Annotated in this window: 23 protein-coding genes; 7 read left to right on the plus strand and 16 right to left on the minus strand. The window is 64.6% G+C overall.

Going from position 1 to position 26044, the window contains the following annotated elements:
• Nucleotides 1–25 precede the first annotated feature (25 nt).
• Nucleotides 26–481, plus strand: coding sequence for an Lrp/AsnC family transcriptional regulator (locus ACNJX8_RS05155; protein ID WP_091887029.1), 456 nt, complete (start codon nucleotides 26–28; stop codon nucleotides 479–481).
• A gap of 25 nt (nucleotides 482–506) precedes the next feature.
• Here ACNJX8_RS05155 and ACNJX8_RS05160 read toward each other — a convergent pair whose 3' ends face one another.
• From ACNJX8_RS05160 to ACNJX8_RS05170, 3 genes are all read right to left on the minus strand, one after another.
• Nucleotides 507–1340: an MFS transporter gene (locus tag ACNJX8_RS05160; protein WP_439359809.1), complete on the minus strand. Its 834-nt coding sequence runs from the start codon at nucleotides 1338–1340 to the stop codon at nucleotides 507–509.
• On the minus strand, nucleotides 1337–1930 hold the full coding sequence (locus ACNJX8_RS05165; protein ID WP_439359810.1) for a hypothetical protein: 594 nt from the start codon (nucleotides 1928–1930) through the stop codon (nucleotides 1337–1339). Before ACNJX8_RS05165 ends, ACNJX8_RS05160 begins: the two co-directional genes overlap by 4 nt.
• Before the next feature lie 74 nt (nucleotides 1931–2004).
• Entirely contained in the window at nucleotides 2005–2475 is a 471-nt protein-coding gene (locus ACNJX8_RS05170) for a hypothetical protein (protein ID WP_439359811.1), read from the minus strand.
• Between the two features lie 62 nt (nucleotides 2476–2537).
• On the opposite strand from ACNJX8_RS05170, the gene ACNJX8_RS05175 reads away from it, so the two are divergent.
• The gene (locus ACNJX8_RS05175) at nucleotides 2538–3458 is read left to right on the plus strand and encodes a LysR substrate-binding domain-containing protein (protein ID WP_128931342.1); all 921 of its coding nucleotides are present in this window, start codon (nucleotides 2538–2540) and stop codon (nucleotides 3456–3458) included.
• A 1-nt stretch (nucleotide 3459) separates the two neighbouring features.
• Here the strand turns inward: ACNJX8_RS05175 and ACNJX8_RS05180 are convergent, their stop codons facing one another.
• Genes ACNJX8_RS05180 through ACNJX8_RS05190 form a run of 3 tightly spaced genes read right to left on the minus strand, consistent with a single transcriptional unit; the run spans nucleotide 3460 to nucleotide 6702 of the window.
• Nucleotides 3460–4245 (minus strand): fumarylacetoacetate hydrolase family protein, encoded by a 786-nt coding sequence (locus ACNJX8_RS05180; RefSeq protein ID WP_439359812.1) that lies wholly within the window; start codon nucleotides 4243–4245, stop codon nucleotides 3460–3462.
• Nucleotides 4246–4260: 15 nt separating this feature from the next.
• Nucleotides 4261–5628, minus strand: a complete 1368-nt coding sequence (locus ACNJX8_RS05185) for an LLM class flavin-dependent oxidoreductase (RefSeq protein ID WP_439359813.1) — start codon at nucleotides 5626–5628, stop codon at nucleotides 4261–4263.
• A gap of 21 nt (nucleotides 5629–5649) precedes the next feature.
• On the minus strand, nucleotides 5650–6702 hold the full coding sequence (locus tag ACNJX8_RS05190) for an Ldh family oxidoreductase (protein WP_439359814.1): 1053 nt from the start codon (nucleotides 6700–6702) through the stop codon (nucleotides 5650–5652).
• A 296-nt stretch (nucleotides 6703–6998) separates the two neighbouring features.
• Here ACNJX8_RS05190 and ACNJX8_RS05195 point away from each other — a divergent pair, with 296 nt between their 5' ends.
• On the plus strand, nucleotides 6999–11114 hold the full coding sequence (locus ACNJX8_RS05195) for a bifunctional diguanylate cyclase/phosphodiesterase (RefSeq protein ID WP_439359815.1): 4116 nt from the start codon (nucleotides 6999–7001) through the stop codon (nucleotides 11112–11114).
• On the opposite strand, the gene ACNJX8_RS05200 is transcribed toward ACNJX8_RS05195, so the two are convergent.
• The 5 genes from ACNJX8_RS05200 to ACNJX8_RS05220 all read right to left on the minus strand — a co-directional run bounded on the left by ACNJX8_RS05200 (nucleotide 11088) and on the right by ACNJX8_RS05220 (nucleotide 16927).
• On the minus strand, nucleotides 11088–11429 hold the full coding sequence (locus ACNJX8_RS05200) for a hypothetical protein (protein ID WP_128939868.1): 342 nt from the start codon (nucleotides 11427–11429) through the stop codon (nucleotides 11088–11090). The two genes, ACNJX8_RS05195 and ACNJX8_RS05200, sit on opposite strands and share 27 nt — an antisense overlap.
• Before the next feature lie 228 nt (nucleotides 11430–11657).
• Nucleotides 11658–12650, minus strand: coding sequence for a UDP-glucose 4-epimerase GalE (gene galE / locus ACNJX8_RS05205; RefSeq protein ID WP_439359816.1), 993 nt, complete (start codon nucleotides 12648–12650; stop codon nucleotides 11658–11660).
• Between the two features lie 19 nt (nucleotides 12651–12669).
• Complete coding sequence (locus ACNJX8_RS05210) at nucleotides 12670–13473, minus strand: WecB/TagA/CpsF family glycosyltransferase (RefSeq protein ID WP_128939866.1); 804 nt, start codon at nucleotides 13471–13473, stop codon at nucleotides 12670–12672.
• Complete coding sequence (locus ACNJX8_RS05215) at nucleotides 13466–15847, minus strand: exopolysaccharide transport family protein (RefSeq protein ID WP_439359817.1); 2382 nt, start codon at nucleotides 15845–15847, stop codon at nucleotides 13466–13468. The genes ACNJX8_RS05210 and ACNJX8_RS05215 overlap by 8 nt, the downstream gene beginning before the upstream one ends.
• Before the next feature lie 279 nt (nucleotides 15848–16126).
• Entirely contained in the window at nucleotides 16127–16927 is an 801-nt protein-coding gene (locus ACNJX8_RS05220; RefSeq protein ID WP_439359818.1) for a methyltransferase, read from the minus strand.
• 396 nt (nucleotides 16928–17323) lie between these two features.
• Here ACNJX8_RS05220 and ACNJX8_RS05225 point away from each other — a divergent pair, with 396 nt between their 5' ends.
• Nucleotides 17324–18352: a glycosyltransferase family 2 protein gene (locus ACNJX8_RS05225; RefSeq protein WP_439359819.1), complete on the plus strand. Its 1029-nt coding sequence runs from the start codon at nucleotides 17324–17326 to the stop codon at nucleotides 18350–18352.
• A 15-nt stretch (nucleotides 18353–18367) separates the two neighbouring features.
• Here the strand turns inward: ACNJX8_RS05225 and ACNJX8_RS05230 are convergent, their stop codons facing one another.
• The gene (locus tag ACNJX8_RS05230; RefSeq protein ID WP_439359820.1) at nucleotides 18368–19354 is read right to left on the minus strand and encodes a glycosyltransferase; all 987 of its coding nucleotides are present in this window, start codon (nucleotides 19352–19354) and stop codon (nucleotides 18368–18370) included.
• A 331-nt stretch (nucleotides 19355–19685) separates the two neighbouring features.
• Between ACNJX8_RS05230 and ACNJX8_RS05235 the strand changes: the two genes are divergently transcribed.
• Together ACNJX8_RS05235 and ACNJX8_RS05240 are read left to right on the plus strand one after the other, a co-directional pair.
• Nucleotides 19686–21038, plus strand: a complete 1353-nt coding sequence (locus ACNJX8_RS05235) for an O-antigen ligase family protein (protein ID WP_439359821.1) — start codon at nucleotides 19686–19688, stop codon at nucleotides 21036–21038.
• Between the two features lie 118 nt (nucleotides 21039–21156).
• A complete protein-coding gene (locus ACNJX8_RS05240) occupies nucleotides 21157–22290 on the plus strand; it encodes a GNAT family N-acetyltransferase (protein WP_439359822.1) in 1134 nt (377 codons plus the stop codon).
• A 38-nt stretch (nucleotides 22291–22328) separates the two neighbouring features.
• On the opposite strand, the gene wrbA is transcribed toward ACNJX8_RS05240, so the two are convergent.
• From wrbA to ACNJX8_RS05255, 3 genes are all read right to left on the minus strand, one after another.
• Nucleotides 22329–22928: an NAD(P)H:quinone oxidoreductase gene (gene wrbA, locus ACNJX8_RS05245; protein WP_439359823.1), complete on the minus strand. Its 600-nt coding sequence runs from the start codon at nucleotides 22926–22928 to the stop codon at nucleotides 22329–22331.
• Nucleotides 22929–23054: 126 nt separating this feature from the next.
• Nucleotides 23055–23753 (minus strand): pirin family protein, encoded by a 699-nt coding sequence (locus ACNJX8_RS05250; protein WP_439359824.1) that lies wholly within the window; start codon nucleotides 23751–23753, stop codon nucleotides 23055–23057.
• Between the two features lie 36 nt (nucleotides 23754–23789).
• The gene (locus tag ACNJX8_RS05255; RefSeq protein ID WP_439359825.1) at nucleotides 23790–24542 is read right to left on the minus strand and encodes an SDR family NAD(P)-dependent oxidoreductase; all 753 of its coding nucleotides are present in this window, start codon (nucleotides 24540–24542) and stop codon (nucleotides 23790–23792) included.
• A gap of 119 nt (nucleotides 24543–24661) precedes the next feature.
• On the opposite strand from ACNJX8_RS05255, the gene ACNJX8_RS05260 reads away from it, so the two are divergent.
• Complete coding sequence (locus ACNJX8_RS05260; RefSeq protein ID WP_439359826.1) at nucleotides 24662–25597, plus strand: LysR family transcriptional regulator; 936 nt, start codon at nucleotides 24662–24664, stop codon at nucleotides 25595–25597.
• 114 nt (nucleotides 25598–25711) lie between these two features.
• Here ACNJX8_RS05260 and ACNJX8_RS05265 read toward each other — a convergent pair whose 3' ends face one another.
• Nucleotides 25712–25969, minus strand: coding sequence for a hypothetical protein (locus tag ACNJX8_RS05265; protein WP_091886990.1), 258 nt, complete (start codon nucleotides 25967–25969; stop codon nucleotides 25712–25714).
• Between the last annotated feature and the right edge of the window lie 75 nt (nucleotides 25970–26044).

Genomic DNA, 26044 nt, shown 5'->3' on the forward strand with positions numbered 1-26044 from the left:
AAATTATCCAGTTTGGCGGGATTTCATGATCGAAGAGCAGGACACGCGGATTCTTGCGCACCTCCAGAAGGACGGCCGCGCCACCAACCAGCAACTTGCCGATGAGGTCGGCATGTCCACCTCGGCCTGCTGGCGGCGGGTGCGCGCGCTGGAGGAAAGCCGCGTCATCCGTGGCTACGCCGCGCTGATCGATCGCGAGCGGGCGGGCTTCGCGATGTCCGCCATCCTCCACGTCTCGCTGGAGCGGCATGACGCGAAGTTCGTCGACGAGTTTGTGTCTCGGGTCACCAAGCGCCGCGAGGTGCTGGAGTGCTTTGCGACCACGGGCGATGCCGACTATCACTTGCGCGTCGTCGTGCAGGACATGGCCGCCTACAACAGATTCTTGGACGAGTTCATGTTCCGCATTCCCGGCATCCGCTACGTCCGCAGCAACGTGGTGCTGAAGGAGATCAAGACCGGCGTGGCGCTGCCGTTTTGAAGCAAATTCGCCAGGAATCCGTGGCTCACACCGTCTCCGACCGCCGGCGCAGTTGGCGCAACGAGAGGAGATGCAACAGGATCGAGCATGGCACGACGAAGGCAGGGGTCAGCACGTTCGGAAAACGATCCAGCGCCATGTTCGGGCCGTCCGGAATGATCAGCTGGAGCGGGCCCGGCGACATGATCATCCCCAAGGTGATCGCGACAGCCAAGTCCGCCAGGCCGAAGACGTTCCAGAAGATGCCTGCCTTCCGCCCGTCAGCTGTCCCGGTTGCCAAAGCCATGGCCGCCGGCACGGCAAGCAGGCCAGTCAGCACATCGCCGGTTCCTGCCGGTAGCGCCCACAATCCCGGGAGCAGCCCGCGCAGCCAGTAAGCCAGCCATTGGCTGCCGAAGATGCGGTAGAGTTGAAGGGCGATGAGCCAGGTCGTCGGCATTGCATCGAGCAATTGTCCGATCCGCTTCGACGACAGCAACACCGGCGCACCGACGATCACCGGCAGCAGGATCGCCGCTGGAAGCAGCGGCAAGGGCGAAGCACCGGCGCCGAATGCGCCGTTGATGGCTGCGGTCCAGGTGACGGCTGCCCAGAGCGTGAAGGGGACCATCAAGGCCAACCAGGTTGCCCGGCGCTGAGCCGGCGCCAATTCCGTGTTTTTGAGGCAGAGCCACAAGCCGAGCGCAATGAGTCCATGGGTCATCAACCGAACGCCAAGCGCAGGAAAGCCGCTCTCCGGAAGTGCGGGAAGCGCGATGATCAACCAGGTCCACAGCAGGACGAACGGCACGGTCCAGGTCAGGCTGAGCCAGAGGGGACGCTGGGCAGTCATGGTGGCGGAAACAGCATCGGTGCTCATGTGCTCACTCCATTTGGAACGCCGTGGTTGCGGGCGTGTGCAAGGGCAGCATCGCGGCCGGCATCCGACCGATCGCGATCCTGTCCGAGGTCACGGACTTTTTTCTCTGTTCCGGCCCTGAGCAGAATCCTGAAGGCAAGGGCGTGGCCGACGAGCAGCAGTGGTACGTAAAGTGTGGGGATATAAATGCCGGCGCCGAACAGGCCGGGATCCGGGATCTTTGTCGCGCCCATGTAGTACGCGTTCAGGAGGTCAAGCGTCCCCCAGACGTTGAAGATCCAGACCACCGGGATGGCGATCGACCATCGCCACGAGAGAGCCGCCATCGATAGAAGCGCAAGGACAGCAGCGATAAGATCACCCCATCCAACCTCGGTGGCAAAGCGCGAACTCAACTCCGCAGAGACGAACCCGGTCACCATGAAGTTCATTCCCAAGAACCTGAACGCATGGAAAGCTGCGATGAGTCTCAGGGCGTCATAGCGCGGCATCACGCGGATCGCCGGCCAAACATAGATGGCAGCGACCACCGAGCTGGTCAGGAAAGCGCCGGCGACGCTGAGAACGAATGGAAGATTGAAGTTCGGCACGTTCGGGTTCCCTATGGTTGACCATGCTGTCGAGCCGGGACGATGCCTATCAATCCGGCTCGACGTGGCGACGCTCAGGGTTTGGCCATGAGCAGACGGAGCGGCATGAGCGGACCGACCGCGATGTACTCGTGGTCGATGAGGTTCTGCTTCGCCAGCGGCAGGCCTTCCATGATGGCGTGCCCTTCGGCGACATCCTTGACGTTCAGCAGGAAGACGGCACCGCGCCCATCGGACCGCGAATACCATTCGCGAACCATCCCGTTGAGATAGAGCTGGGTGGTTTGCCTGATTTCATCGGGCATCACCGCCATGACCTGTTCGCGTGTGATGCCGGGCCTGACAGTCAGAATGACCATCACGCCGGTTGTCGGTGACGTGGATTGTGCTTGGGCAAGGGACGGCTCTGCCATGGAGGTAACACCTGTCAGTGTGAGGGTGAGCGCCAGGACGATGTTGCGGATTGCCTTCATCGGTTTCATCTCTCTGATCACGGCCATTGCCGCGATGTCGCAAATGTCAGGCGCACCAGCGGCGCGGCGCATTTGCGATCCTGATGTAAGGCCGTCTTTGCGAGAGCGACTATTCGCGATAATATTGATAGGCCATGAAGCAGAACTTCACAGTCCGGCAAGGTGCGCTCGACGGTGTGGAGGCGTTCCTCAGCGTCGCCCAGCACCGCAGTTTCCGCCGGGCGGCTGCTGAGCTCGGGGTAACGCCGTCGGCGATCAGCCAGGCGGTGCGCGCACTCGAAGCACGCGTCGGCGCCGTGCTGTTCCTGCGCACGACTCGCAGCGTCAGTCTGACCGAGGCCGGCGAACGGTTCTTTGCGCGCGCAAGGCCTGCCTTCGAGGAGCTCGTCGCGGCAAGCGGGGCCGCGCGCGACCTCGGACAGCGACCGGCCGGGCTCTTGCGTCTCACGGTGCCGCGCTCGGTCGTGCCGATTCTGCTGGAGCCCCTGGTCGCCTCGTTCTGTCAGGCCTTTCCGGAGATCGAGGTGGAGCTTGCTGCAAGCGAAGAGCTGGTCGACCTCGCCGCTGGAGGTTTCGATGCCGGCATCAGGATGGGGCAGTTCATCTCCCCGGACATGATTGCGGTCCGCCTGACGAAGCCGTTGCCTTTCCTGATCGTCGGCAGCCCGGCCTACCTCGAACGTCGCGGCCGGCCCCGGCGGCCGGACGATCTGCGCGAGCACGCATGCCTGAGATTGCGGCGATCAAACGGTGCGCTCGCACCCTGGTCGCTCAACGACGGCGGTCGTTCGATCGAGATTGCCGTTGCGGGACCCTTCATCGCCAACGACTTCCCGACGATGTTAGGTGCCGCCGTCGAAGGCGTCGGCCTTGCGCAAGTGCCAGGGCCGCTGGCGACCGACGCCGTCAGAACGGGAAAACTCGTCGCCGTGCTGGAGAAATTCGCGCCGATGACGCCGGGGGTGTTTCTCTACTATCCCAGCCATCGACAAATCATGCCGAAGCTTCGAGCCTTCATCGATCATGTGAAGGGCCGATCCCGGGCCGCGCGCTGAGCTATTGCCCCTCCCGCACGAACCTGTTCCGCAACGTGCCGATGCCGGTGATCTCGATCTCGACGACATCGCCGTGCTTGATGTCAGGCGAGGCACCGTCGGTGCCCATCCAGATCACATCACCGGGCCAGAGCGTGAAATATCTGGTCAGCTCGACCAGGAACGGCACCACGCCGAAGATCATGTCGCCGGTCACGAAACGATTGGTCTCCTTGCCGTTGACCCGGACGATGGTCTCCATCTTGTCGAAATCGGCTTCGGTCTCGATCCACGGTCCCATCGGCTTGAACGTATCGGCGTTCTTCGAGCGCCACAGGCTGCGGTCGGCCTTCTGCCAGCTGCGTTCGCTGACATCGTTGCCGATGGTGCAGCCGAACACGCAATCCATCGCGTTCGCTTCGGTGAGATGCTTCACCTTCTTGCCGATGACAACGACGAGCTCGCCTTCATAGTGGATCTTGTCCGTCGCAAAGGACGGGATCACGACATCCTCATCGTGCGCGATCAGCGCGTTCTGCGCGCGATAGCCGATTTCGGGCCGGTCGGGCACCGCCGGTACCTCACCGCGTTTGTCGGCGGCCTCCTTCAGGTGCTTCAGATAGTTCAGGCCGACGCAATAGAAGGTGCGCGGGATCAGTGGCAGCTCGATCTTGACCTGTGCCAGCGAATGCGTGCGCGAGGTCCGCTGCCATTCACTGAAGGGATCGCCATCGACGGCGATCACCTGGTCACCCTCGACGATCCCCCAGGATGTCTTGTTCGAGGCGGTGAATTTCAGCCAGCGCATGTCCGGTCCTCGTCGCTATTCCGCGGCATCGCGGGGCCGCGTCTTCCAGGCGCCGGCGGCCGGCCGCTTCAGTCCGAGATTGTCCCGCAACGTCTTGCCGCGGTACTCCTTCTGGAACAGCCCGCGCCGCTGCAATTCCGGCACGATGTGTTGCACGAAGTCCGCGTAGGAGCCGGGCACGTAAGTTGCGGCGATGACAAAACCGTCGCAGCCGCGCTCGACGAACATCTCCTCCAGCTTGTCCGCGATCTCCTTGGGCCCACCGACCATTGCGTCCTGGACCTGGCCGCGGCCGGAGAAGGTGACGAAATCGCGCGCGCTCGGGTGGCTCTTGCCCGAATTCTTCAGCACGCCGTCGCGAATGCCCAAGATGCCCTGCATGCTCTTCAGCTCGTCCGTCGTCAGCGGCTCGTCGAGATCCTTGGAGGCGAAGTCATAATTGAGCGCTTCGGCCAGCAGCGACAGCGCGTCGATCTCGAGCGGCAGCTTATTGATCAGCGCCATCTTGTCTTCGGCCTCCGCCCTGGTCGCCGCGCAGACCGGCGTCGTCAAGTTGCAGAGGAACATCTGGTCGGGATCGCGGCCAGCCTTGGCGGCTTCGTTGCGCACGGAAGCATAGCCGTCCTTGGCGGCGGCGAGGTTGCGCGCGGCGGTGAAGATCACTTCGCCCCATCGCCCCGCAAAGCGCTGGCCGCGGCCCGACGCGCCGGCCTGGATGATCACGGGATGGCCCTGGTCCGAGCGCGGCACGGTGAACGGTCCGCGTGACTTGAAGGCCGGCCCCTTATGATCGAGCCGCTTGACCTTGGCCGGATCGGCAAAGCGGCCGCTTTGCTTGTCCATGATGAGCGCGCCGTCCTCCCAGGTGTCCCAATGGCCGAGCACGACCTCCATGAACTCGTCGGCGCGGTCGTAGCGGGAGTCATGTTCCGGGTGGGAGTCGCGCCCCATGTTGAGCGCCTCGCCGTCGTTGAGCGAGGTGACGACGTTCCAGCCCGCGCGCCCACCGGACATCAGGTCGAGCGTTGCAAAGCGGCGCGCGACGTCGAACGGTTCGTAATAAGTGGTCGAGCAGGTTGCGCCAAGGCCGAGCTTCTCGGTGACCATGCCCATCGTGGTCAGCACGATCAGCGGGTCCATCTTCACGCAGCGGATGCCGTATTCGACGGTGTGGGCGTGATCGTTGCCGTAGCGGTCCGGCATCGCCAGGCGGTCGTCGAAGAACGCCATGTGGAACATGCCCGCTTCGAGGATCCTGGCGATCTCCTGATAATAATCCGCCGACATGGAATCGTTGCGCGAGTCCGGATGCCGCCAGGAACTCGGCAAGTTCGTGCAGTTCTGCGCCTGAAGGAAGCCGACCAGTACCATCTGCCGCGTCATGCTGCTGTTCTCCTGATGCCGTCAGGCCAGATCGAGGACGGTGTCGAGCCTGTACTCGCGCGCCAGCGCGCGCAGCTTCTCCCAAGTGGCATCCTCGATCTCGATGCCGTCGCGCAGGCGTTGCCGCTCGCGCAGGCCCTCGATCTCGCCGGGATAGAACACGCCGTTGCTGCCTTCGGACGGCGGTGTCGATTTGAGGTAGCGTGCAAACTCGGCGACTTCGCGCTTGAACTCCTGCAGCGGACGGAAGGCCGCGACGTTGAACACCGCCATGAAGCATCCGTCATTGTGTCGCCCCGTCGGCTCGACGCCGAAGCCGAGACCGGTGAGTAGGCCGCATAGCACCTCGACCATGGCAGCAAGGCCGCTGCCCTTGTAGCCTTCGGTGCCGCCGAGCGGCAGCAGCGCGCCGCCCTTGCGGTATTGGGTCGGATCGGTGGTGTGCCGCCCCTCGGCATCGATGATCCATCCCGTCGGAATTTCTTCGCCGCGGGCGACGGCGAGCTGGACCTTGCCGGCCGCCACCGCCGAGGTCGCCATGTCCAGATAGAAAGGTGCATCGAGATCGGACGGTACCGCGATCGAGATCGGGTTGGTGCCGAGCCGCGCTTCCTTGCCGCCGAACGGGGCGACGTGCTTCGGCGAGCGCCCGGAATCCGCGGTCGCAATCCCGATCATGCCTTCGAGCATCGCCATCAACGGATAGGCGGCGAGGCGGCCGACATGGCTTTGCCGGAACACGGTGCAAGCGGCGACGTTCGCCGTCCTCGCCTTCTCGATGGTCAGTGCCATCGCCTTTGCGTTGACGTGGAAGCCGAATCCCCAATGGCCGTCGATCACGGTCGTGGTCGGCGATTCCTGGACGATGGTCCATTTGGCGCCGGGCACGATGTGTCCGGCCTTGATGCGGTCGATATAGGTGGGAACGGCGATCACGCCGTGCGAGTCATGGCCGGCGAGATTGGCGTTGACGCAGCCGGTGGCGACTGCGTCGGCCTCTTCCTCGGACGCTCCGGCGGCACGGAGCAGTGCGGCGCTGATGCGCGTGAGGCGATCGGCCCTGACGATCGGCATGGCGTTCCCTCGGCTTGGTGCCCTTAACAGGCTGCTCGTTGGGTGCCATCGTCTCAAAGCGCCGCTGCGATATCAATCTCCCGTAAACCAATACAGGGCTGCAAATTCGTAAAGAGAGCGCGCCTTTGGTCGAAACTTCATCCCGTGCGGCGGTATTTTTGACAGTTTGGCGCCGGTCGTTCGCAGCTCATTCACTTTGATCGACGGTTTGCAGCGCGCAATAACGACCACTTAGGCGATCCGCATTCATAAAGTCACCCGGGAGAAATGGGCAGAAATGCCCGGGAGCTGAGATCGTGCCGACGACACTCGCGCGCACCTTTGCGGCGTTGAGCGCCATCAACGAAGCGATCCTCTACGCGAAATCGCCGGACGAGCTGTACCAGAAGGTCTGCGACGCCGGGTTTTCGAGTGGGGACTTCTTGGCCGTCGCCGTATTCCTGGTGGGACCGGATTGCGGGCGGCTGCATTTTGCGGCCGGTTGCGGCGACGACGTTGCGCGGCTGCGCTCGATCATGATCACGACGGAAGCAGGCACGCCCGAAGGATCCGGCGTCGGCGGTGAGGCGTTTCGCGATCAGAAGCTGTGCATCAGCAACGACTATCTGAACGACCCGCGTTCGCTGGCGTGGCGCGAGGGAGCGGCCAAGGCCCATATCGGCGCTGCCGCGGCGCTGCCGCTACTCTGCAATGGCAACAGCGTCGGCGTGCTCTACGTGACCCGCCGCGAAGCCGGCTCGCTGAAAGAGCAGATGGTGTCGCTGTTCGAGCGCATGTCGGCCAATATCTCCTATGCGATCGAGAATTTCGAGCGAGAAGGAGCACGCCGGGACAGCGAGGCGGCGATGCGGCGGCTCAATCGCATGTTTGGGGCGCTGAGCGCGACGAACGAAGCAATCCTCAAAGCCAGCACCGAATTGGACTTGTATCAGCGGGTCTGCGACGCAGCAGTTCATGGCGGCAAATCGCTGGCGACTTTCGTGCTGCTGCGCGAGGAGAACTCGCACTGGCTGACGCCGGTGGCCGCAACCGGACAAAATCTCGACCTGATCAGGCAGGCGCGCTACTCGGTCGATCCCGACAATCCTCACGGTCGGGGCATCTCCGGCCAGGTCTTCCGGACGCAGAAGGCGATGGTCGAAGACGACCTCGTCGGTCGCACCAAGGGAACGACCTGGGAGCGAGCCAACATCAATGCTGGCGCGGTCGCCTGCGTCGCCGCGCCACTGATCAAGCGCGGAACCAGCGTCGGCGTGATGTTCTTCTTCGTCAGCAAATCCTGGGCGAAGGACGAGGGTATCGTCGCGCTGTTGCTGCGCATGACCGAAAATGTGTGCTTTGCGCTCGAGAACTTCGATCGCGACGAGGAGAAGGCGAAGATCGCCCGCGAGGAGGAACGGCTCGCGCGCATGTACGCCGCGCTGAGCGCCACCAATGAAGCGATCATCCGGGCCACATCGCGCGCCGAGCTGTTCGATCTCGTATGCGAAGCTTCGGTACAGGGCGGCAAGTTCGGCTCGGCGACGATCGCGCTCGCCGAGCCTGCCTCCGAGCTGCTGCGAGTCGTTGCCTCTGCAGGGCCGAACTCCGATGAAGTACGCAGGCTCAAATTCGCGACGACCGACAATGTGCCGGAGGGAAGAGGCCTGACCGGCACGTGCTTCCGCACCGGGCAGCCGTGCCTCACCAACGACCTGTTCGCCGACGAACGCCTCAAGCCCTGGCACGACAGTGCCCGCCGCACCGGCGTCAAGTCCTCCGCGGCGCTGCCGTTGCTCAATGGCGAACGCGCCGAGGGCGTGTTCCTGTTCAATTCACTCGAGATCGGCACGTTCACGCCGGAATTGGTCGAACTGCTGGAACGGCTCGCTCGCAATGTGTCATTTGCGATCGCAAATCTCGACCGCGCCGAGGAGAAGGCGAAGGCCGACAAGCAGCGAGACCGGCTGAGCGGCATGTTCGCGGCGTTGAGCGCTACCAACGAAGCCATCGTGCGCGCCGAGACCCGCGAGGAGCTGTTCGAGGTCGCATGTCAGGCGGCCGTGCTGGGCGGTATGTTCGCCTCGGCGACGATTGGAATCATCGACGAGAAACGTGAGCTGGTCCGGGTCGTCGCCGTGAAGGGGCGGCTTCAGGAGCGAATGATCGGGCGCACCTGCGCGATTTCCCCAGATCATCCCGAGGGCCAAGGGATCATCGGAACCTCGCTGCGGACGTGCCGGCCCAGTGTCATCAACGACTATATGAACGACCCGCGCTCGGCACATTGGCACTCCAAGGCAGTCGAGGACGGGACCCGCGCCGCTGCCAGCTTCCCGCTTCTGCGCGCCGGTCAGGAGCCGATCGGCATTCTGCTGTTCCTTGCTCCTGAGGAGGACACATTCACGCCCGATCTGGTCGAACTGCTGGCTCGCCTTGCCGAAAACGTCTCCTTCGCGCTCGACAACTTCGATCGCGCCGAGGAAAAGGCCCGCACCGAGGCGCAGAAGGAGCGTCTGACCCGCATGTTCGCGGCGCTGAGCGCGACCAACGAGGCGATCATGCGGGCGAAATCGCGCGCCGAATTATTCGACCTCGTGTGCCTTGCCGCATCGAATGGCGCCAAGTTCACCTCGACGACGATTGCGCTCGCCAGCGCCGACAGCGACCAGCTCAAGATCGTCGCCAGCGCCGGACCGTCGTCCGACACCACGCGCAATGTCCGCCTCTCGGTCGATCCCGAGCGCCCCGAAGGCCGGGGCATGGCCGGCACAGCGTTCCGAACCCGGCAGCCCTGCATCAGCAACGACTATCTCAACGACCAGCGCGTGAGCGCCTTCCACGCCATCGTTCGCGGCGACGGTGCGCGCTCGGGCGCGGCGATCCCGCTCGTCGTTCACGACCTGGCCGTCGGCGTCATGATCTACATGTCGACCGAAAAGGACACGTTCACGGCCGAGTTCGTCGAGCTGTTGCAGCGCCTCGCCGACAATGTCGCTTTCGCGATGGAGAATTTCGATCGCGCCGACGAGAAGAACAAGGCGGATGAGCGGATCGAATACCTCGCCTCGCATGACAGCCTGACGGACCTGCCGAACCGCGAGACATTCAACGGATTGCTGCGCGAGGCGATCGACGTGGCGCAGCGCCACGATCACCGCTTTGCGGTGCTGTTCATCGATCTCGATCGCTTCAAAGTCATCAACGATTCGCTGGGTCACGAGGCTGGCGACCTGCTCCTGCTCGAAGTGGCGAATCGCTTGCGCGGCGCGCTGCGGGCAAGCGACGTGGTGGCGCGGCTCGGCGGCGATGAGTTCGTGGTGATCCTCGACCAGTGCGGCGAGATCGACGACGTCCAGCGCATCGCCAGCGGACTGCTCGCCGCGCTTGCCGAGCCCACGGAGCTGGCCGGCCACGAGTGCCACACCACGGCGTCGATCGGCATCGCGATGTATCCGGCCAACGGCTCCGACGCGCAGACGCTGACCAAGAATGCCGACATGGCGATGTATCTCGCCAAGGAAGACGGCAAGAACGGCTATCGCTTCTTCTCCAAGGAAGTGAAGACGCAGTCGATCGAACGTCTGTCGCTGGAGAGCGCGCTGCGCCGGGCGCTGGAGCGCGAGCAGTTTTCGCTGAACTACCAGCCCAAGGTGGATATGGAGACCGGCCAGATCACCGGCGTGGAAGCGCTGCTGCGCTGGACGCATCCCGATCTCGGCAATGTCTCGCCGGCGCAATTCATTCCGCTTGCGGAGGAGACCGGGTTGATCGTGCCGATCGGCCGCTGGGTGCTGAATGAGGCCTGCGCGCAAGCCATGGCCTGGCAGCGCCGCGGCCTGCTACCGCTGTCGATGGCGGTCAACCTGTCGCCGCGCCAGTTCGCCGACGAGCATCTGTTGCAGGACGTCGACGAGGCGCTCGCCGCCAGCGGCATGTCGCCGGTGCTGCTCCAGCTGGAGGTCACCGAGAGCATGATGATGCGCAATGTCGGGCGTGCGCTCAAGGTGCTCGATGCCATCCAGAGCCGCGGCATTCGCCTCGCCATCGACGATTTCGGTACCGGCTATTCGTCGATGTCGCTGATGAAGCACTTCCCGATCGACACCATCAAGATCGACCGCTCCTTCGTGCGCGACCTGCCGCAGGACTCGGAAGACCAGGCGATCGCACAGGCGATCATCAGCATGGGCAAGGCGCTCGGCATGACCGTCGTCGCCGAAGGCGTCGAGAATGCCGAGCAGGAGGCGTTCCTGCGCACCCATGGCTGCGACGAGATGCAGGGCTATCTGATCGCCAAGCCGCTGCCGGCGCGACAGATGGCCGAACTGCTGCGGCCGATGGTTCTGCCCGTGGCGCCACCGCTCCAGCCGGAGCGGGATCCGGTCGCCGAGGAGGCCGCAGCGTTACGGCTGAAACGCGCTGTCGTCTGACGGCTGCGGGTGCAGCTCGCGGACGGCGTGTTCTCCGCCCTCGGCCTTGTTCGGAAACTGCTGCGGTCCAGTCAGCGACGTCTGCTCGACGAACAGGGCGAGAATGCTGCGAGCGCCCTCGGCGAAGCTCGACCCCTCGTTCAAGCCGAGCTCGGCGCACCATGCGCAACCCATCGGCTCGTTGTCGTCGAGCACCGCCATCGCAGGTCCCCACCACCAAGCCGGCGCGGGGGAACGCTCGCCCTCGGGCACGACCTGCCAGCGGGCGAACTCTTCCATCACGCGCTCGAACTCCAGGCGTGCAGCCTGATGCATGCGGTCGATACTCCCTCGATCCACGCCCGATGATAGGCCGGCAGGCGGATTTGATCGTGGCCTTCGTTCGGAAAAATCAGCTCGCGCAAATGGGCCGAGCCATGCAAGCCGACATCATCGTCGGCAATGCGAAAACGTGCGGCCGTCAGCGATGCGCCAACGGCGGCAACGAATATCCATTCTAGCCGTTTCGAGGCACGGCAGGCAAGCTGCGGGTGCCGCGATTGCCTAACCCGATCTGAACGGATGCGCCTTCTGGTGCCAGGCCCAGGCGGTGCGGATGATTGTAGGCAGGTCGGAGTGACGGGGCACGAAGTTGAGCACCTTCTTCGCGGCAGAGGGATCCGCGACCAGATAGGTGGGATCGCCGGGGCGGCGCGGCTTGATGGTGTGCGGCACCTCGCGCCCGGTCTCCTGCCTGATGGCGTTGAGGATCTCGCGCACGGAGAAGCCGGAGCCGGTGCCGAGATTGAAGCTGCTGCCGGCATGCCCCTGCTCCAGAAGCTTCAGTGCTGCGACATGCGCCGCGGCGAGATCGGTGACATGGATGTAGTCGCGGATCGCAGTGCCGTCGGGCGTGTCATAGTCGTCGCCGAATACGGCGAACTCGACATGGCCCTGAAGTGCCATCATCGCGCGCGGAATGAGATGGGTTTCGTTGTCGCGCAATTCGCCGATGCCGCCGGCCGGGTCGGCGCCGCTAGCGTTGAAATAGCGCAGGCAGAACGCGCCGAAGCCATAGGCCGTGCGGTAATCGGCGAGCATGCGCTCGATCATCCACTTCGAGGCGCCGTAGGGATTGATCGGTGCGCAGGGAAAGTCTTCCGGCAGTTCCTTGGAATCGGCGTTGCCGTAGACGGCGCCGGTCGAGGAGAACACGATGCGACGGCAGTTCGCGTTGCGCATGGCCTGCAACAGCGACAGCGTGCCCTGCACGTTGTTGATGTAATATTTCTGCGGGTCGGTCATCGACTCCCCGACCAGGCTCGCCGCCGCAAAATGCATCACTGCCGTAATGTTGTAATCGGCGAAGGCGCGCGCCAGCGCCGTGCCGTCGAGCAGATCGCCCGTCACCAGTGGGCCGGTAACGAAACTGCGATGACCTGTCGAGAGATTGTCATAAACGATGGGCTGATAGCCGGCGGCGGTCAGTGCGCGGCACGCATGCGAGCCAATATAGCCTGCGCCCCCGGTGACGAGGACGGTCGGTCGGTCGGTCATGTCGTCTTCTGCTCTTCTCTTAGCGGAGGGATCGGTGGCGGCTGAAGAGAAGATAGAGCGCGCGGGGGTTGGTGGTCAAATAGCGCCAGAGCAGGCGGCGCGGTTCGAGCCAGGTGCGCCAGGCCCATTCGAGTCCGATCTTCTGCATCCATTGCGGCGCGCGGGAACGGCTGCCCGACAAAAAGTTGAACAGACCGCCGGATGTCTTGATAACGCCAACATTGGTGAGATGCGGAGTGAATTCCTCCACGAATGCCTGCTCGTTGGGCACGCCGAGCGCGATCCACAGATAATCCGGCGCAAGCGCGTTGATTTCCTCGACCTTCGCGCGCAGCGCCTCGCCACGCAGATAGCCGTGGCTGCGCCCGACGATCTTGAGGTTCGGATACATCTTCTGGACGTTCTCGACCGCAGCGATGTTTTCGGCTTCGCTGGCGCCGAACATGTAGAAGGTGCGGCCAACCGCTTCCGCCTTGCGCGCGACGACGTGGAACAGGTCCGTGGTTGCAACGCGCTCCGGCAGCGGAAACCAGGATTGCAGCTTCGAAGCCGCAACCAGCGGCTGGCCGTCGGCGTTGATCAGGTCGGCGGCGCGGAACAGGCGTTCGGTCTGCGGTTCCGTCGAGCAGCGCGCCAGCACCTCGCCATTGGCCGAGGTCAGGAACAGCGGACGGCCGATGCGATTGTCAGGATCGGTCGCCTCGATCATGAAATCGGCGGTTTCTTCCAGGTCGATCGCGGCCATGCGAAGGCCGCCGACGGTGATCCGCGGCACCTCGGCAGTTGCCGCCCGTCCATCGAGGTTGACGCGGCGCTCAAGCATATTGTCTGCCTCGCTGGCGCGTTTGGGCTGCGGGAGTGAGCTCGTCGAGAACGACGCCGACGAGCTTGCGCTCGGCGCGGCCGAGCGCGGTCAAGATCTCTTCCAGGCTGTCGTTGATGTCGAGGCTGGTCGGCAGCACCGCCACCAGCGCGTCCGTGTCGTCCAGCAGCTTGCGGCCGCCGGCCGAGAGCGGCACCGCGGGGCCGTCGAGGATCACGAGATCATATCCGCCCGCGGCTCGCGCCTGTGCAATCGCTTTGCGAATGGCATCAGTCGCCTTGCCGGTATCGCCCCCAGCGGCCGGCAGCACCGAGATGCCGTTGACCGTCTTGATCTCGCGGGCGTCCTTGCTGCCGATCGAGAGCCAGCCGAGCCGGCTCGGTTCGCTCTTGCCGCGCCGGTTGAGCTTGTTCGAGAGCGAGCGTGCCTGATGATCGGCATCGATCATCAGCACGCGGGCGCCGTCGCGCGCGGCCGCCAGCGCGAAATTCAGCGCGGTTACGCTGCGACCGGTGGTCTCGCCGGTGCCGACGAGCGCGATGACCGGCATCGCCTTGCCATCGGCGCGCCGGGCCACAGCAGTGCGCATGTCGCGCCAGGCATTGAGCAGCGTGGTCAGGGGGAAGCCGGGACGCAGGGTCGGCCAGCCCAGCCGGGTGAGATCGACGCCGCCGCCCGTTGCGAGAATGGCGCCGAGCGTGTGAATGACATCGGCCTCCTGGAGGCGTGCGATCAGCGGCTTTTCGATCAGGGGCTTCTCGACCATCGAAGGCTGTAACGGAGGAGCGGCAAGTTCCGGCGGAGCTTGCGCAACTTCCGGAGCTCGCGAGACCTGCTGGGGCGGCGAGGCCTCCGAGGCCTCTGCAGCCCGCGCGCGCTGCGGAGCTCGCGTTGCATCCGGCGCAGGCGTGCGCTGTGGACGGGCAGGCGTCGGCGCTGGCGCGGTCGCACCGGCGAACAGGAGCTCGGCCGCAGCGAACCAGCTTGACGCTGCGACCGCGCCGAAGATGAAGCCGATCATGGCGAACAGGCTCATCGCCGGCGGGAACGAGCGTCGCTGCGGCACCGTCGCTTCGCCGATGACGCGGGCTGCGGACGTGTTCAGGCTCTCCTGCTCCTCGGTCTCGCGCGAACGCTTGAGGAATGATTGATAGACGTCGCGGCTGGCGTCGGCCTCGCGCTCGAGCTCGCGCAGGCGGACTGCGGCTTGGCTGAGCTGGACGCTCTGCCGCTTCTGCGCTTCCAGCGCCCGGTTGAGCGAGGCTTCGAAGTCGCGGGCACGCGTCAGGTCGTTCTTGGCGGACTGGGCGAAGCGGTCGATTTCCTCGTTGATGGTGCGCTTGAGATCCTCGACCTGCTTCTCGGTCTGGCGCAGCGCCGGGTGGCGCGGGCCGAGCTCGCCGGCCTGCTCCGCATACTTCTTGCGGGCGTCCGCATATTGCGCGCGCAGGTTCGCAATCGTCGGCGATTGCAGCGCCTCGGGAATCGCGCCCGCATCCGCGGCCGTGCGCCGGCTCGCCTCGATCTGGTCGAGCCGCGCCTGCGCATCCATCGTCGCCGCGCGGGCCGCGGCCAGCCGCTGGTTGCTGGCGGAGAGCTGCTGGTCGCTGATCAGCGTGTCCTGGGTGCCGACGAAATTGTTCTGGGCCTTGTAGGTGGCAAGCGCAGTCTCGGCGTTGCGCAGCCGCTCGCGCAGCTCCTTCAACCGGCTGGAGAGATCACTGGTGGCGCGCCGTGCGGCCGAGGCCTGTGAGTTGCGGGATTCCGCGAGGTAGGCATTGGTCAGCGTGTTGGCGAGCATCGCCGCTTTCGCAGGATCCGTCGACCAGACCTCGATGTCGACGATGAAGCTCTTCTCGGTCTTGCGGATCGTGATGTGCTTGTTCAGCGCGTCGAGCGCCGCGAGCTGCACTTCCTTCCTCTCTGCGGCCGAGGGCGCGCGGGGTTGAAGGCCGATCAGGCCGAGCAGCGACGACATCAGGCTCGCGCCCTCACCGCCGCCGAATTCCGGATCCTTGTCGAGACCGGCCTGCTCGATGACCTGGAGCAGCACGCTATTGGAGGTGATCAGGCGCGCCTGGCTCTCCACCACCATGGACATGCCGGAGACGTCCTGCGCGCGCGGCGTGAGCTCGCGATCGACGAGCTGAAGCTCGCGCGGGTCGACATAGAGCTGGGCGGTGGCGGTGTAGCAAGGCGTCAGGCTCTTGCCGATGGTGACCGCAAGCGTCGCGCCGAGCAGGGCGGCCGCGGCAATCGCGACCTTTCGCCGCCAGAGCAGATTGGCGAGCTCCAGCACGCTGAAGCCGGCCTGAGCCTTCCGTTGCGGGGCCTCCGGTCTGGCCCGATCAATCGGCTGGTTATAGTCAAGCATGATCCCCAGCTTTCATTCCAACTGCCGCGGGCTGAGGGGTTACACTTCGCTTTGCGCCACGCACCCGGGATATGGGGGCCCAATCAACGCAACAGGGAAAATTAACCATACTCATTGAGGGACTATTCACCGAAATGGCAAACAAAGCGTTTAAGCGCATGCCGCTGCTCGGCGCGTCGCCGTGACGCTGAGGTCCCGCAGAGATTAACGGTTCGTTACCGCGCACAGCGTGGCCGTGAAGCTTCGCTTGTTGTGCGATCCGCTGCGCGCGCATGGCGGTCAGCTCTTCCGCAGGATGACGTGATAGTCGCCGCGACGGACGTCGGTGCCGCGCGGCAGCACCGCGTTCAGCACCGCGGCGCCGGCGTCGACCAGGGCCGCAAACAGCGGCTTGCGCCGCCGCATCTCGGGATAGCGCGGGCTCTCGACTTCGCGACGATAGATCATCTCGAGACCGTTGGCGGCCGCGAATGCTTCGAGCCTCGGCAGTGTCACCAGCGGATGGAAGAACGTCGGGAACGGTGGCTCGCCGGGCAGGCCGGCATCCTTGATGCCGCGGATGTTCCGGTAGAACCAGACGTGAAACCAGTGCGGCGAATATTTGGTGACCACGCCCGACAGCGAGCGCGGATTGGGCGCGCCGATCAGGATCATTCCGCCGCGCCTGAGCGCGTCGCGGAAATTCAACAGTGCGGATTCGACGTCGGGAAGGTGTTCGATCACGTTGTAGCAGATCACGAGATCGAAGCTCTCCCGCCCGAAACGGTAGGTCTGGACGTCACCGAGGATCGCCTCGTCCGCGTAGGTATTGTTGCGGACCTGATCTTCGTCGATGTCGACGACGGTGACGTGGCTGCGGCTCGGTAATTCCGGCGGCAGAACGCTGCACGAGCCGCCGCCAGCTTCATAGATGGCGAGCCGGCCCTGCGGCAGTTCGCGGCGTAGCATGTCATGAATGGCGAGCAGGCTGTCGCGGGCTTCGCCAGGGATCAGATCGTGCAGCGCCTGGGTGGATGGAGTGGCCGCGGAGACATTGATTGTCGTTGCTGTCGCGAAATCGATCGTGGCTGGCTTGTTCATGATTTTCTGACTGCGCTTGTTCTATTCAAATTTACAGGAAAAAACTCGCTCGCCCGAAGAGCAAAACTGATGCCGCGCCACCTCACTGGTCGCAGTGCTTACGGTCGGGTTAATGCGCATGGGCGTTAACTACGGCATTGTTCATGTTGCGGCGTTGTCGGTGCAGTGGACCGCGAATTGCACTATCACGCGTGCGACGTTTCGCAGCAGAAGCACGCGAAGGCGGTTAAGTGCACGGCGTTGTGCCGAGATGGTTGGAGGTCGCCGGCATGCGTCCTGCGGCCGTCGTTCATTTTGGGACGCATCTGTGCCGCGGCGATGTGCCGTCGCGGGACGGGGCCGATCCGCGCGATCGAAGCAGGGCTTTTTCAATATATCTCGGACATCTAGGACGTCATGACATTGATCCCGACAGACCTGTCCGCCACGCGCATCGCGGACGTCGTGTGCGATCCCAACCGGGAGATCGTGGCGAGCTCCCGCGTCATCGACCTGTCGGTCGGCATCGTCGTCTGCATTCCCTGCTTCCGCCGCCCGCAACATCTGCGGCTGACGCTGGACTCGCTGGTGAGCCAGCGTACCTCCCGCTCCTTTGCCGTCGTCGTGGTCGAGAACGATGCTGCGCGGCGCGAGAGCGCGCCGGTCGCCGCGGAGTATCTCGCTGGCGGCAGGCTTCAGGGCGTCTGCCTCGTCGAGGAGCGGCAAGGCAATTGTCAGGCGATCAACGCCGCGTTCGAGACGGCGCAGGCGCTGTTTCCCGCCGCGACCCGCTTCCTGATGATCGACGACGACGAGATCGCCTCGCCCGATTGGCTCGAGCTGATGGTTCGTACCGCGGAGGCGACCGGCGCCGACGTGGTCGGCGGGCCGGTGGTGCCGGTCTTCGACGACGATAGCCAGCCCTGGCTGTCGCGTCATCCCGCCTTCTGTCCTGCCTATGATTACAGCGGCGCGGTGCCGCTAATCTATGGCTGCGGCAATTGTCTGATCACGCGCGCGGTGTTCGAGCGGTTCGAGCGACCGGCCTTCGATCTGCGTTTCAATTTCCTCGGCGGCGGCGACTGCGATTTCTTCGTGCGGTGTCGCGATGCCGGCATGACATTCCACTGGACCGCGGAGGCAGTCATCACCGAGACCGTGCCGCAGAGCCGCACCAGTCTCGGTTGGATCGCAAAACGAGGCCTGCGCATCGGCGCGATCAATTATCGTGTGCAGTCCAAGGCGGCGCGGAGCGCGGCGGCGCGGATGCTGGTGTTTGCGCAGATGGCTGGACGGTTGCCGTTGTCGCTGGTGCGCGCGGCCAGTCTGCTGACGTCGTCGAAGACCGTTGTCGCGATGCATCCCGTGATGGTCGCGCTCGGCTCCGTGCTCGCTGCGTTCGGCATCGAGCCGAAGCCCTATGAAGCCTCGAAGATCGTGTCCTGACGCCCTGGTCGCGGGTTAGATGCCAAAACGGGCGAGGGCGACCCGGAGTGCGGAGCGCGGCAGCGATTTGAGCGATCGCCGGCCGACCATCCCAAGATAGGCGAAGACTTCACGATATCTGCCGAAGCGCACCGCCTGCATCGCCGAATAGGTGACGAGATGAATCTCGGCGGCCCGCCGCAGCGCGCCGGCCGCGCCTTCGGGCAGTCGCGCCAGGATCAGCCCGTCGTCGAAGACGCGCGCGACCGCCGGAAAGAAGTCCTGCGGCGTCCGCACCGCCGCGTTCATCGTGTTGGCCGTGTGCAGGCGATAGTCGAGCAGGAGCTTTGGTGCGAACTCGAACTCGCCGATCGCGGCAAGGCGGCACCAGCAATGCCAATCCTCGCAATATCTGAGGGAGAGGTCGAAGCCGCCGATGGCGCGGAAGGCCTCCGCACGGGTGAGCACGATGCCGCCATTGACGATGAAGTTGCCGGCCGCGAGCCGCGTCAGCACATCGCCGGACGGCTTGCGGCGTGCCTTCAGCAGATCGCGCCGGCCGATTTGACGTCCCTCGCTATCGATCGTGTTGTAGTCGCCATAGACGAGAACTGCGCGCGGAGCGCCGCGCGCTGCCGCCAGCAGTGCCGCCACTGCATCGGGACGCAAGCGGTCGTCGGCATCGAGGAAGAGCAGCCAATCCCCGATCGCCTGCCGCGCGCCGAGATTGCGCGCCGCCGACACGCCGGCGGAGTCGTTGTGTATCAGACACAGCCGTGGATCACGCATGGCGCGGACGATCGCCATGGTGCCGTCGGTCGAGCCGTCGTCCACGACAATCACTTCGGTGACATCGCCTTGCGCGAGCGCGCTCGCGATGGTTTCACGGACATAGGCCGCGGCATTTTTGGCGGGAATCACGACGGAGACCGACGCGCCCGGGTGCACCGGCAGCGGCGGGCGCGCCGCCGGCATCACGCGTGAGGCAGCCGGCAATTCGAGAACGTCGTCGGCGGTGATCAAGCTGCGGCTCGTCTTTAATGATCCGTTAACCAGGCGCATCCGCCGAGCTGGCAACGTCAACGATCGCAGCCTCGGCCGCTGCGGATGATACCCGCATTACGGTCAAATCATTGCGCGGAAGGCCTGGATGGTGCCGGTTTCGTGGATTAGCGTTAAGCCGCCGGCATTGAGCTTGTGGCAATTCGCAAGGAGTGCGACAGGGCTGCTCGCTATCGCCTGCATGCTGGTTGACGGGCGGTTAACGGGGATTGGTTAAGGTCTTCAGCTTCCCTTGAATGTCGCTTTGACCTTCCTTCGGCTTCGTCACCTGCCTTGAGCCATGAATCGCAGCTTGGATCGCAGCGCCGCTGACATGACTGACGTCGAGCGCCGATCGTTCGGCCACGTCCTGCGCGATGGGCTCGCGGGGCTGAACGCCGTGCAGGCGGCGCGCTGTCTCGTCGCCGTCACGGCGCTGCTGCTGGTGCTGGTCACGCTCGATCCCTTCCCGGATCTGCGCAGCCCCGATGCCGCCACCGCCGTCGGCGGACGAATGGCGCTGACCTACGTCTCCTTCGGCCTCTTGGCCACGGTCGCGATGCTGCTCGCCGCCGTCACCGACGGTCTCTCGCTGAAGACCCTTGTGAACCCGCTGCATCTCTGTCTCGTCGGTTGGCTTTTGATCAACATCGCCTTCTCCGAGAGCCGCGGCGTTTCGCTCCAGCGCTTCGTGCTCGCGGCGAGCGTGACGTCGCTCGCCGTGCTCCTGCCGCTATTGCCGCCGACGCAGCGCAGCTTCAACCTGTGCCTCGGCGGTGCCGCGCTCGCGCTGCTCGCACTGTGCTATCTCGGCGTCTTCCTCGCGCCGCAATATTCGATCCACACCGCGCTCGACATCACCGAGCCGCAGCTTGCCGGCGACTGGCGCGGCAGCTTTGGTCACAAGAACGTCGCCTCGCCCGTGATGACCATCCTGGTCTATGTCGGCATCTACCTTTGCGCGGTCGGCTCGTTCGTGATGGGCCCGGCGATCGCCGCGCTGGCGGGCATCTTCCTGATCTTCACCGGCGGTAAGACATCCTCGGTGCTGTGCCTCGCGATCTACGCGCTGGCGTCGCTGGTCTACGTCACGCGGAGCCTGTGGCTGAAGCGGATCATCTGCTTCGTGCCGCTGATCGTGATGAACCTGCTGACGGTCGGCAGCGTCTTGAGTCCGGCGCTCGGCGCCATGACGCGGCTGCTTCCGCTCGATCCCACCTTCACCGGCCGCTCCGCGATCTGGGAATTCGCGCTCGCAGCCGTCGCCGAGAAGCCCATCATCGGCCACGGCTATGCGGCCTTCTGGGACGACGTGACCGAGCGGCAGACCGCCCAAGGCGCCGAATGGGCGACGACTGCGGCACACAGCCACAACAGCTATCTCGATCTCGCGGTCACCATCGGCCTGCCGGGGCTGCTGCTCGTGATCCTCGTCTTCGTGCTCGCGCCGCTCGGCAATTTCCAGTCGGCCCAGGCGCACAACCGTAGTAGCGCGCTGGCAAAGCTGTTCCTCACCGTATGGCTGTTCGGTCTGTATTACGGAGTCACCGAGACCTTCCTGCTCGAACGACAGAGCCCGATCTGGTTCATGTTCGTCCTCGCGGTGGCCGGCCTGCACTTCCTGGCCAGGTTCCAGTGCGTCGGGCAGGTGGGACCTGAGCACTGACGCCTTGTCGCAGCGGAGCGGCTCGGGCGGCATCGCTTAACGATAAGCAGCGAGGTTACTTGTGGTTGCGATGAAACATAATCTATCTGGAAAGACTCAGTAACCGTATGTCCCGCGGATGACGTTCCTCAGCGTTGAGCAATCAGCAGGTCGGGTGTCCAGCACGTCGGGAATCGTGGTCGATTTCATGCGTGACTGGCGGCGGGCAGCATTGCGCGTGAGCGCAGGCCATCGCACCGCGTTCCAGCACGGCTACTGGCTCGGCGCCTGGTATGAAGCGTTCCATGATCTCGCACCGCTGATCGCCGTGATTTCCGATGCCGCCACCGGCAAGGACATCGCACTTGTGCCGATGATCAGCCATCTCAGGCGCGGCATCCGCGTGGTCGAATTCGCCGATCTCGGCGTCTCCGACAACAACGCGCCGATCCTGTCGCTTGATGCGGATGCGGCAGAAGGCATCGGCAAGGCGTTGATCGACGCGCTGCGCGCCTTGCCCGACGGCTTCGATCTGCTTCGCCTGAGGAAGATGCCGGCCCACATCGGAGGCAGGCCGAACCCGCTGGTGTCGCTCGGCCGGATCGGATCCTCCTCGCTCAACGGCAATCTCGTGCTGATGGGCGAGAACTATGAAGATTACCAGGCCTCGATCAAGCGCATGCAGATGCCGCGCTGCTGGCGCGTCTTCAGCCGTCATGCCGGCGCGCGGTTCGAAATCGCCACGGACGTCGCCCGCGCGCATGAACTGCTGGACGTGATGGATGTGCAGCAGCAGGCGCGCATGCGAAAGCTCGGCTCGCCATTTGTGCTCAACGACGAGGCTCATGCGCGATTCTACCGCGAGGTCGCCCGCCAAGGCGTCGCGGAAGGCTACGCCGTCGTCTCGGCACTGGTCTGCGACGAGGGCGTCATCGCCACCTCGCTCGGCGTCAGGCAAGGCGCGACTTACTACCTGCTGCGCATCAGTCACGCCGGCGAATCATGGTCGAGCTGCTCGCCGGGGCTGCTCGTCACCGAGCGCACCATGGCGGCGCTGCATGCACGGGGCGTGCGCCGTTTCGATCTCAGCATCGGCAACCAGGACTACAAGCGCCGCTTCGGCGCTCAGAAGGTCCCGCTGACCGATGTCAGCGTCGCGCTGTCCTGGCGCGGTTTGCCCTATGCATGGCGTGACCATGCCGCGCAGGGCCTGCGTCGTCATCCCAGGCTCGCCGCCTTTGCGGCACGGGCGATGGGCAAGGGGACACGCTGAAGCGGCATTCCCGAACGAGAATGCCGCCCGCGATCGCTTCAGCCGCGCAGCTTTTTTGCGGTCTCCGCGATCTGGCGCCCTTGATAGCGTGCGCCGGCGAGCTCGTTGGCGCTGGGCTGACGGCTGCCGTCGCCGCCGGTGATCGTGGTGGCGCCATAGGGCGCGCCGCCGGTGATCTCGTCGAGCTTCATCTGGCCGGCGAAGCCGTAGTTCATGCCGACGACGACCATGCCGAAATGCAGCAGGTTGGTGATGATCGAGAACAGCGTCGTCTCCTGCCCACCGTGCTGGGTCGCGCTTGAGGTGAACGCGCCGCCGACTTTGCCGTGCAGGGCGCCCTTGGCCCAGAGCCCGCCGGCCTGGTCGAGGAAGTTGGCCATCTGCGAGGCGATGCGGCCAAAGCGGGTGCCGGTGCCGACAATGATCGCGTCGTAATTGGTGAGGTCTTCGATCTTGGCGATGGGGGCAGCCTGATCGAGCTTGTAATGGGAGGCTTTTGCGACCTCGGCCGGCACCAGCTCCGGCACGCGCTTGATATCGACAGTGGCGCCGGCTTCGCGCGCGCCTTCGGCGACGGCTTTCGCCATCGCTTCGATGTGGCCATAGGCGGAATAATAGAGGACGAGAACTTTGGTCATGAGTGGTCTCCGTTGGATGACGAGGTGAGTTGTTTATTCGTTGCCGGGCTTGCCCCGCCTGCGACGCCGAAGCTTCTTCGGCGTGGCGTAGGCCGGGCATGACGAGTTGCTGTGTGAGGGCGGCGCCTACGCCGCGTCGACGAGCACGAGCTCCGAATCTTCCAGAGCGGTGATCTTCAAGCTGTCCTCGTCGCGGATCGCGGCGCCATCGCGGGCGTTGACGCGCACGCCGTTGATCTCGACTGAACCTGCCGCGGGCACGAGATAGAGGTGCCGCGACTTCTGCGGCGCGTATTCCGCGCTCTCGCCGGCCTTCAGCGTGGTGGCGAGCACCCGCGCATCGGCGCGGATCGGCAGCGCGTCCGCATCGTCTTCGAAGCCGCTCGCGATGGTGACGAGCTTGCCGGAACGGTCCGCCTTGGGGAACGGTTTCGAGCCCCAGGTCGGCTGACCGCCGCGCGCCGTCGGCTCGATCCAGATCTGGAAGATCCGCGTCCTGGTCGGCTCGAGATTGTACTCGGAGTGGCGGATGCCGCTGCCGGCGCTCATCACCTGCACGTCGCCCGCCTCGGTGCGCCCCTCGTTGCCGAGGCTGTCCTGATGGGTGATCGCGCCCTCGCGCACATAAGTGATGATCTCCATGTTGGCGTGGGGATGGGCGGGAAAGCCGGTGTTCGGCGCGATCTCGTCGTCGTTCCATACCCGCAGCGCGCCGTGACCCATATTGTTCGGGTCATAATGGCTGGCGAAGGAGAAATGATGCTTGGCCTTAAGCCAGCCGTGATCGGCGCCGCCGAGCTTTGCGAAAGGTCTGAGTTCGATCATTTGCGTAATTCCTTGACTTGAAGGGGGCGGTTCGGATCAGGCGCCGAACCCGCCGTCGACATTGAGCACGGTGCCGGTGATGAAGGAGGCCTCCGGGCTTGCGAGGAAGACGACGCCGGCGGCGATTTCTTCCGCGGTCCCGAAGCGTTGCAGTGCGTGCTGCTTGCGCTGCGCGTCGGCGAATTCACGATCGTCGTCGGGGTTCATGTCCGTGTTGATTGAGCCCGGCTGCAGCACGTTGACCGTGATGCCGCGCGGTCCGAGGTCGCGCGAAGCGCCCTTGGAGTAGCCGACGATCGCAGCCTTGGTCGCAGCGTAATCGGCGAGGCCAGGGAACGAAGCGCGTGTGGCAATACCGGAACCGATCGTGACGATGCGGCCGCCTTCGCCCATCAGCTTCGAGGCCGCGCGGATCGCGGCGATCACGCCGTGCACGTTGATGTCTTCCTGGCGGGCGAGCGCGGCGGTGTCGGTCGCGGCATCGTCGATCAACCCGCCGACGGCGACGCCGGCGTTGTTGACGAGGATATCTAGCCGGCCGAAATCACTGGCGACGCTCCTGACCAGTTGATCGACCTCCTTGGCCGAGGCCTGATCGGCCTTGTAGGCGCGGGCCTTGACGCCATGGGCCTTCAGCTCGGCGACGACGGCCTCCGCCTTGTCGGGCGAAGCGACATAGCTGATGGCGACATCAGCGCCTTCATCGGCGAGTGCGCGGGCCGAAGCCGCGCCGATGCCGCGCGAGCCGCCGGTGACGAGGGCAACCTTGCCTGAGAGCTTCTTGGTCATTGGATTTCTCCAGTTCCTGAATGTCTGATGACCCCTGGATAAGCCTCCGCCTGTGGTAATAGAAATAGAAACTGTTGAAACGCATTGTTTCCCTAAATATCCCGATTGGATCGGCTGCCATGGCAAAACTACCCGATTTCGAGGCGCTCGCGGTTTTCGCAAAAGTCGTGGAATTACGGTCGTTTGCGGGGGCCGCAAGCGAGCTCGCGATGTCCAAGGCGACGGTCTCCAAGGCGGTCACGCGGCTGGAGGAGCGGCTCGGCGCCCGCCTGTTCAACCGTACCTCGCGCCGGCTCGCGTTGACCGATGCCGGCCACAAGCTCGCCGAACGCGCGACGCGCCTGCTGGCCGATGGCGAAGCGGCGGAGAACGAAGCGCTGGCGCAATCGGTGGCACCGCGCGGCCTGGTCCGGCTCGCCGTGCCCATGACGTTCGGCATCAAGGCGGTCGCGCCGCTGCTGCCGGAATTCTTTCAGGCCTACCCGGAAGTCTCGGTCGACCTGCATCTGAGCGATGCGACCGTCGACCTGATCGGAGAAGGATTTGACATGGCGGTGCGGATCGCGCGGCTGCCGGATTCCTCGCTGATCGCACGGCAGCTCTTCACCATGCCGCGCTATACCGTGGCCGCGCCGTCCTATCTCAAACAGCACGGCCGGCCGACGCATCCGATGCATCTGGCCGAGCACAAATGCTTCAGCTACGCCTATCTCTCCACGCCCAACGTCTGGCACTACACCAATTCGGCCGGCGAGCAGGCCAGCGTGCGCCCGGGCGGCCAGCTCCGCGTCAACAATGGTGAGGCGGTGATGCCGGCGCTGATCGCAGGCCTCGGCATCGCCGAGCTTCCCGAGTTCATCGTCGGTGAGGCGATCTCCTCAGGCCAGGTCGAGGTGATCCTGAAGGATTGGAAGCAGGCCGAAGGCGCCGTGCACCTGGTGACGCCGCCGGGCGGCCCGCGCCCCGCGCGCGTCGAGGCGCTCGGCGATTTCCTGGCCGCGAAGCTGCCGGGCACGTGCAAGCGGCGGCCACGTGGGAAAGCAAAGACGTCGTAGCGACCGGCTTCAACAACTTCGTCATTGCGAGCGCAGCGAAGCAATCCAGAGTGTCTCCGCGTAGAGATTCTGGATTGCTTCGTCGCAAGAGCTCCTCGCAATGACGGTATTCGACTACGACACCTTCACGCCGTCGATCGCGACAATGCGCAAGCTTGGCTTCAGCGTCTCTTCCAGCTGCGACTTCAGCTCGTGAACGCGCGGGTCGCTCGAACGCTTCGCGCAAACCGCATATTGATGGACGGATTGTGCCAGTGCGCGCCGCGCTTCCGGTGTTCGCGTCATTTCGGGCGTTGAAAGTCGCAAGACGATCGCGGCGAGATTCACCAGCATCTCGTCCAAGGCAACGTCGATGGTCGCGAGTTTTCCCATGGCACACTCCTGGGAGGGCAACGGAGGCCTCAGGCATGCGTTCCGGGCTCGGTCGAACATGGCTAATGCTTCGTA

Source organism: Bradyrhizobium sp. SPXBL-04 (genome assembly GCF_051853035.1).
In the GTDB taxonomy this organism is placed as follows: domain Bacteria; phylum Pseudomonadota; class Alphaproteobacteria; order Rhizobiales; family Xanthobacteraceae; genus Bradyrhizobium; species Bradyrhizobium zhanjiangense.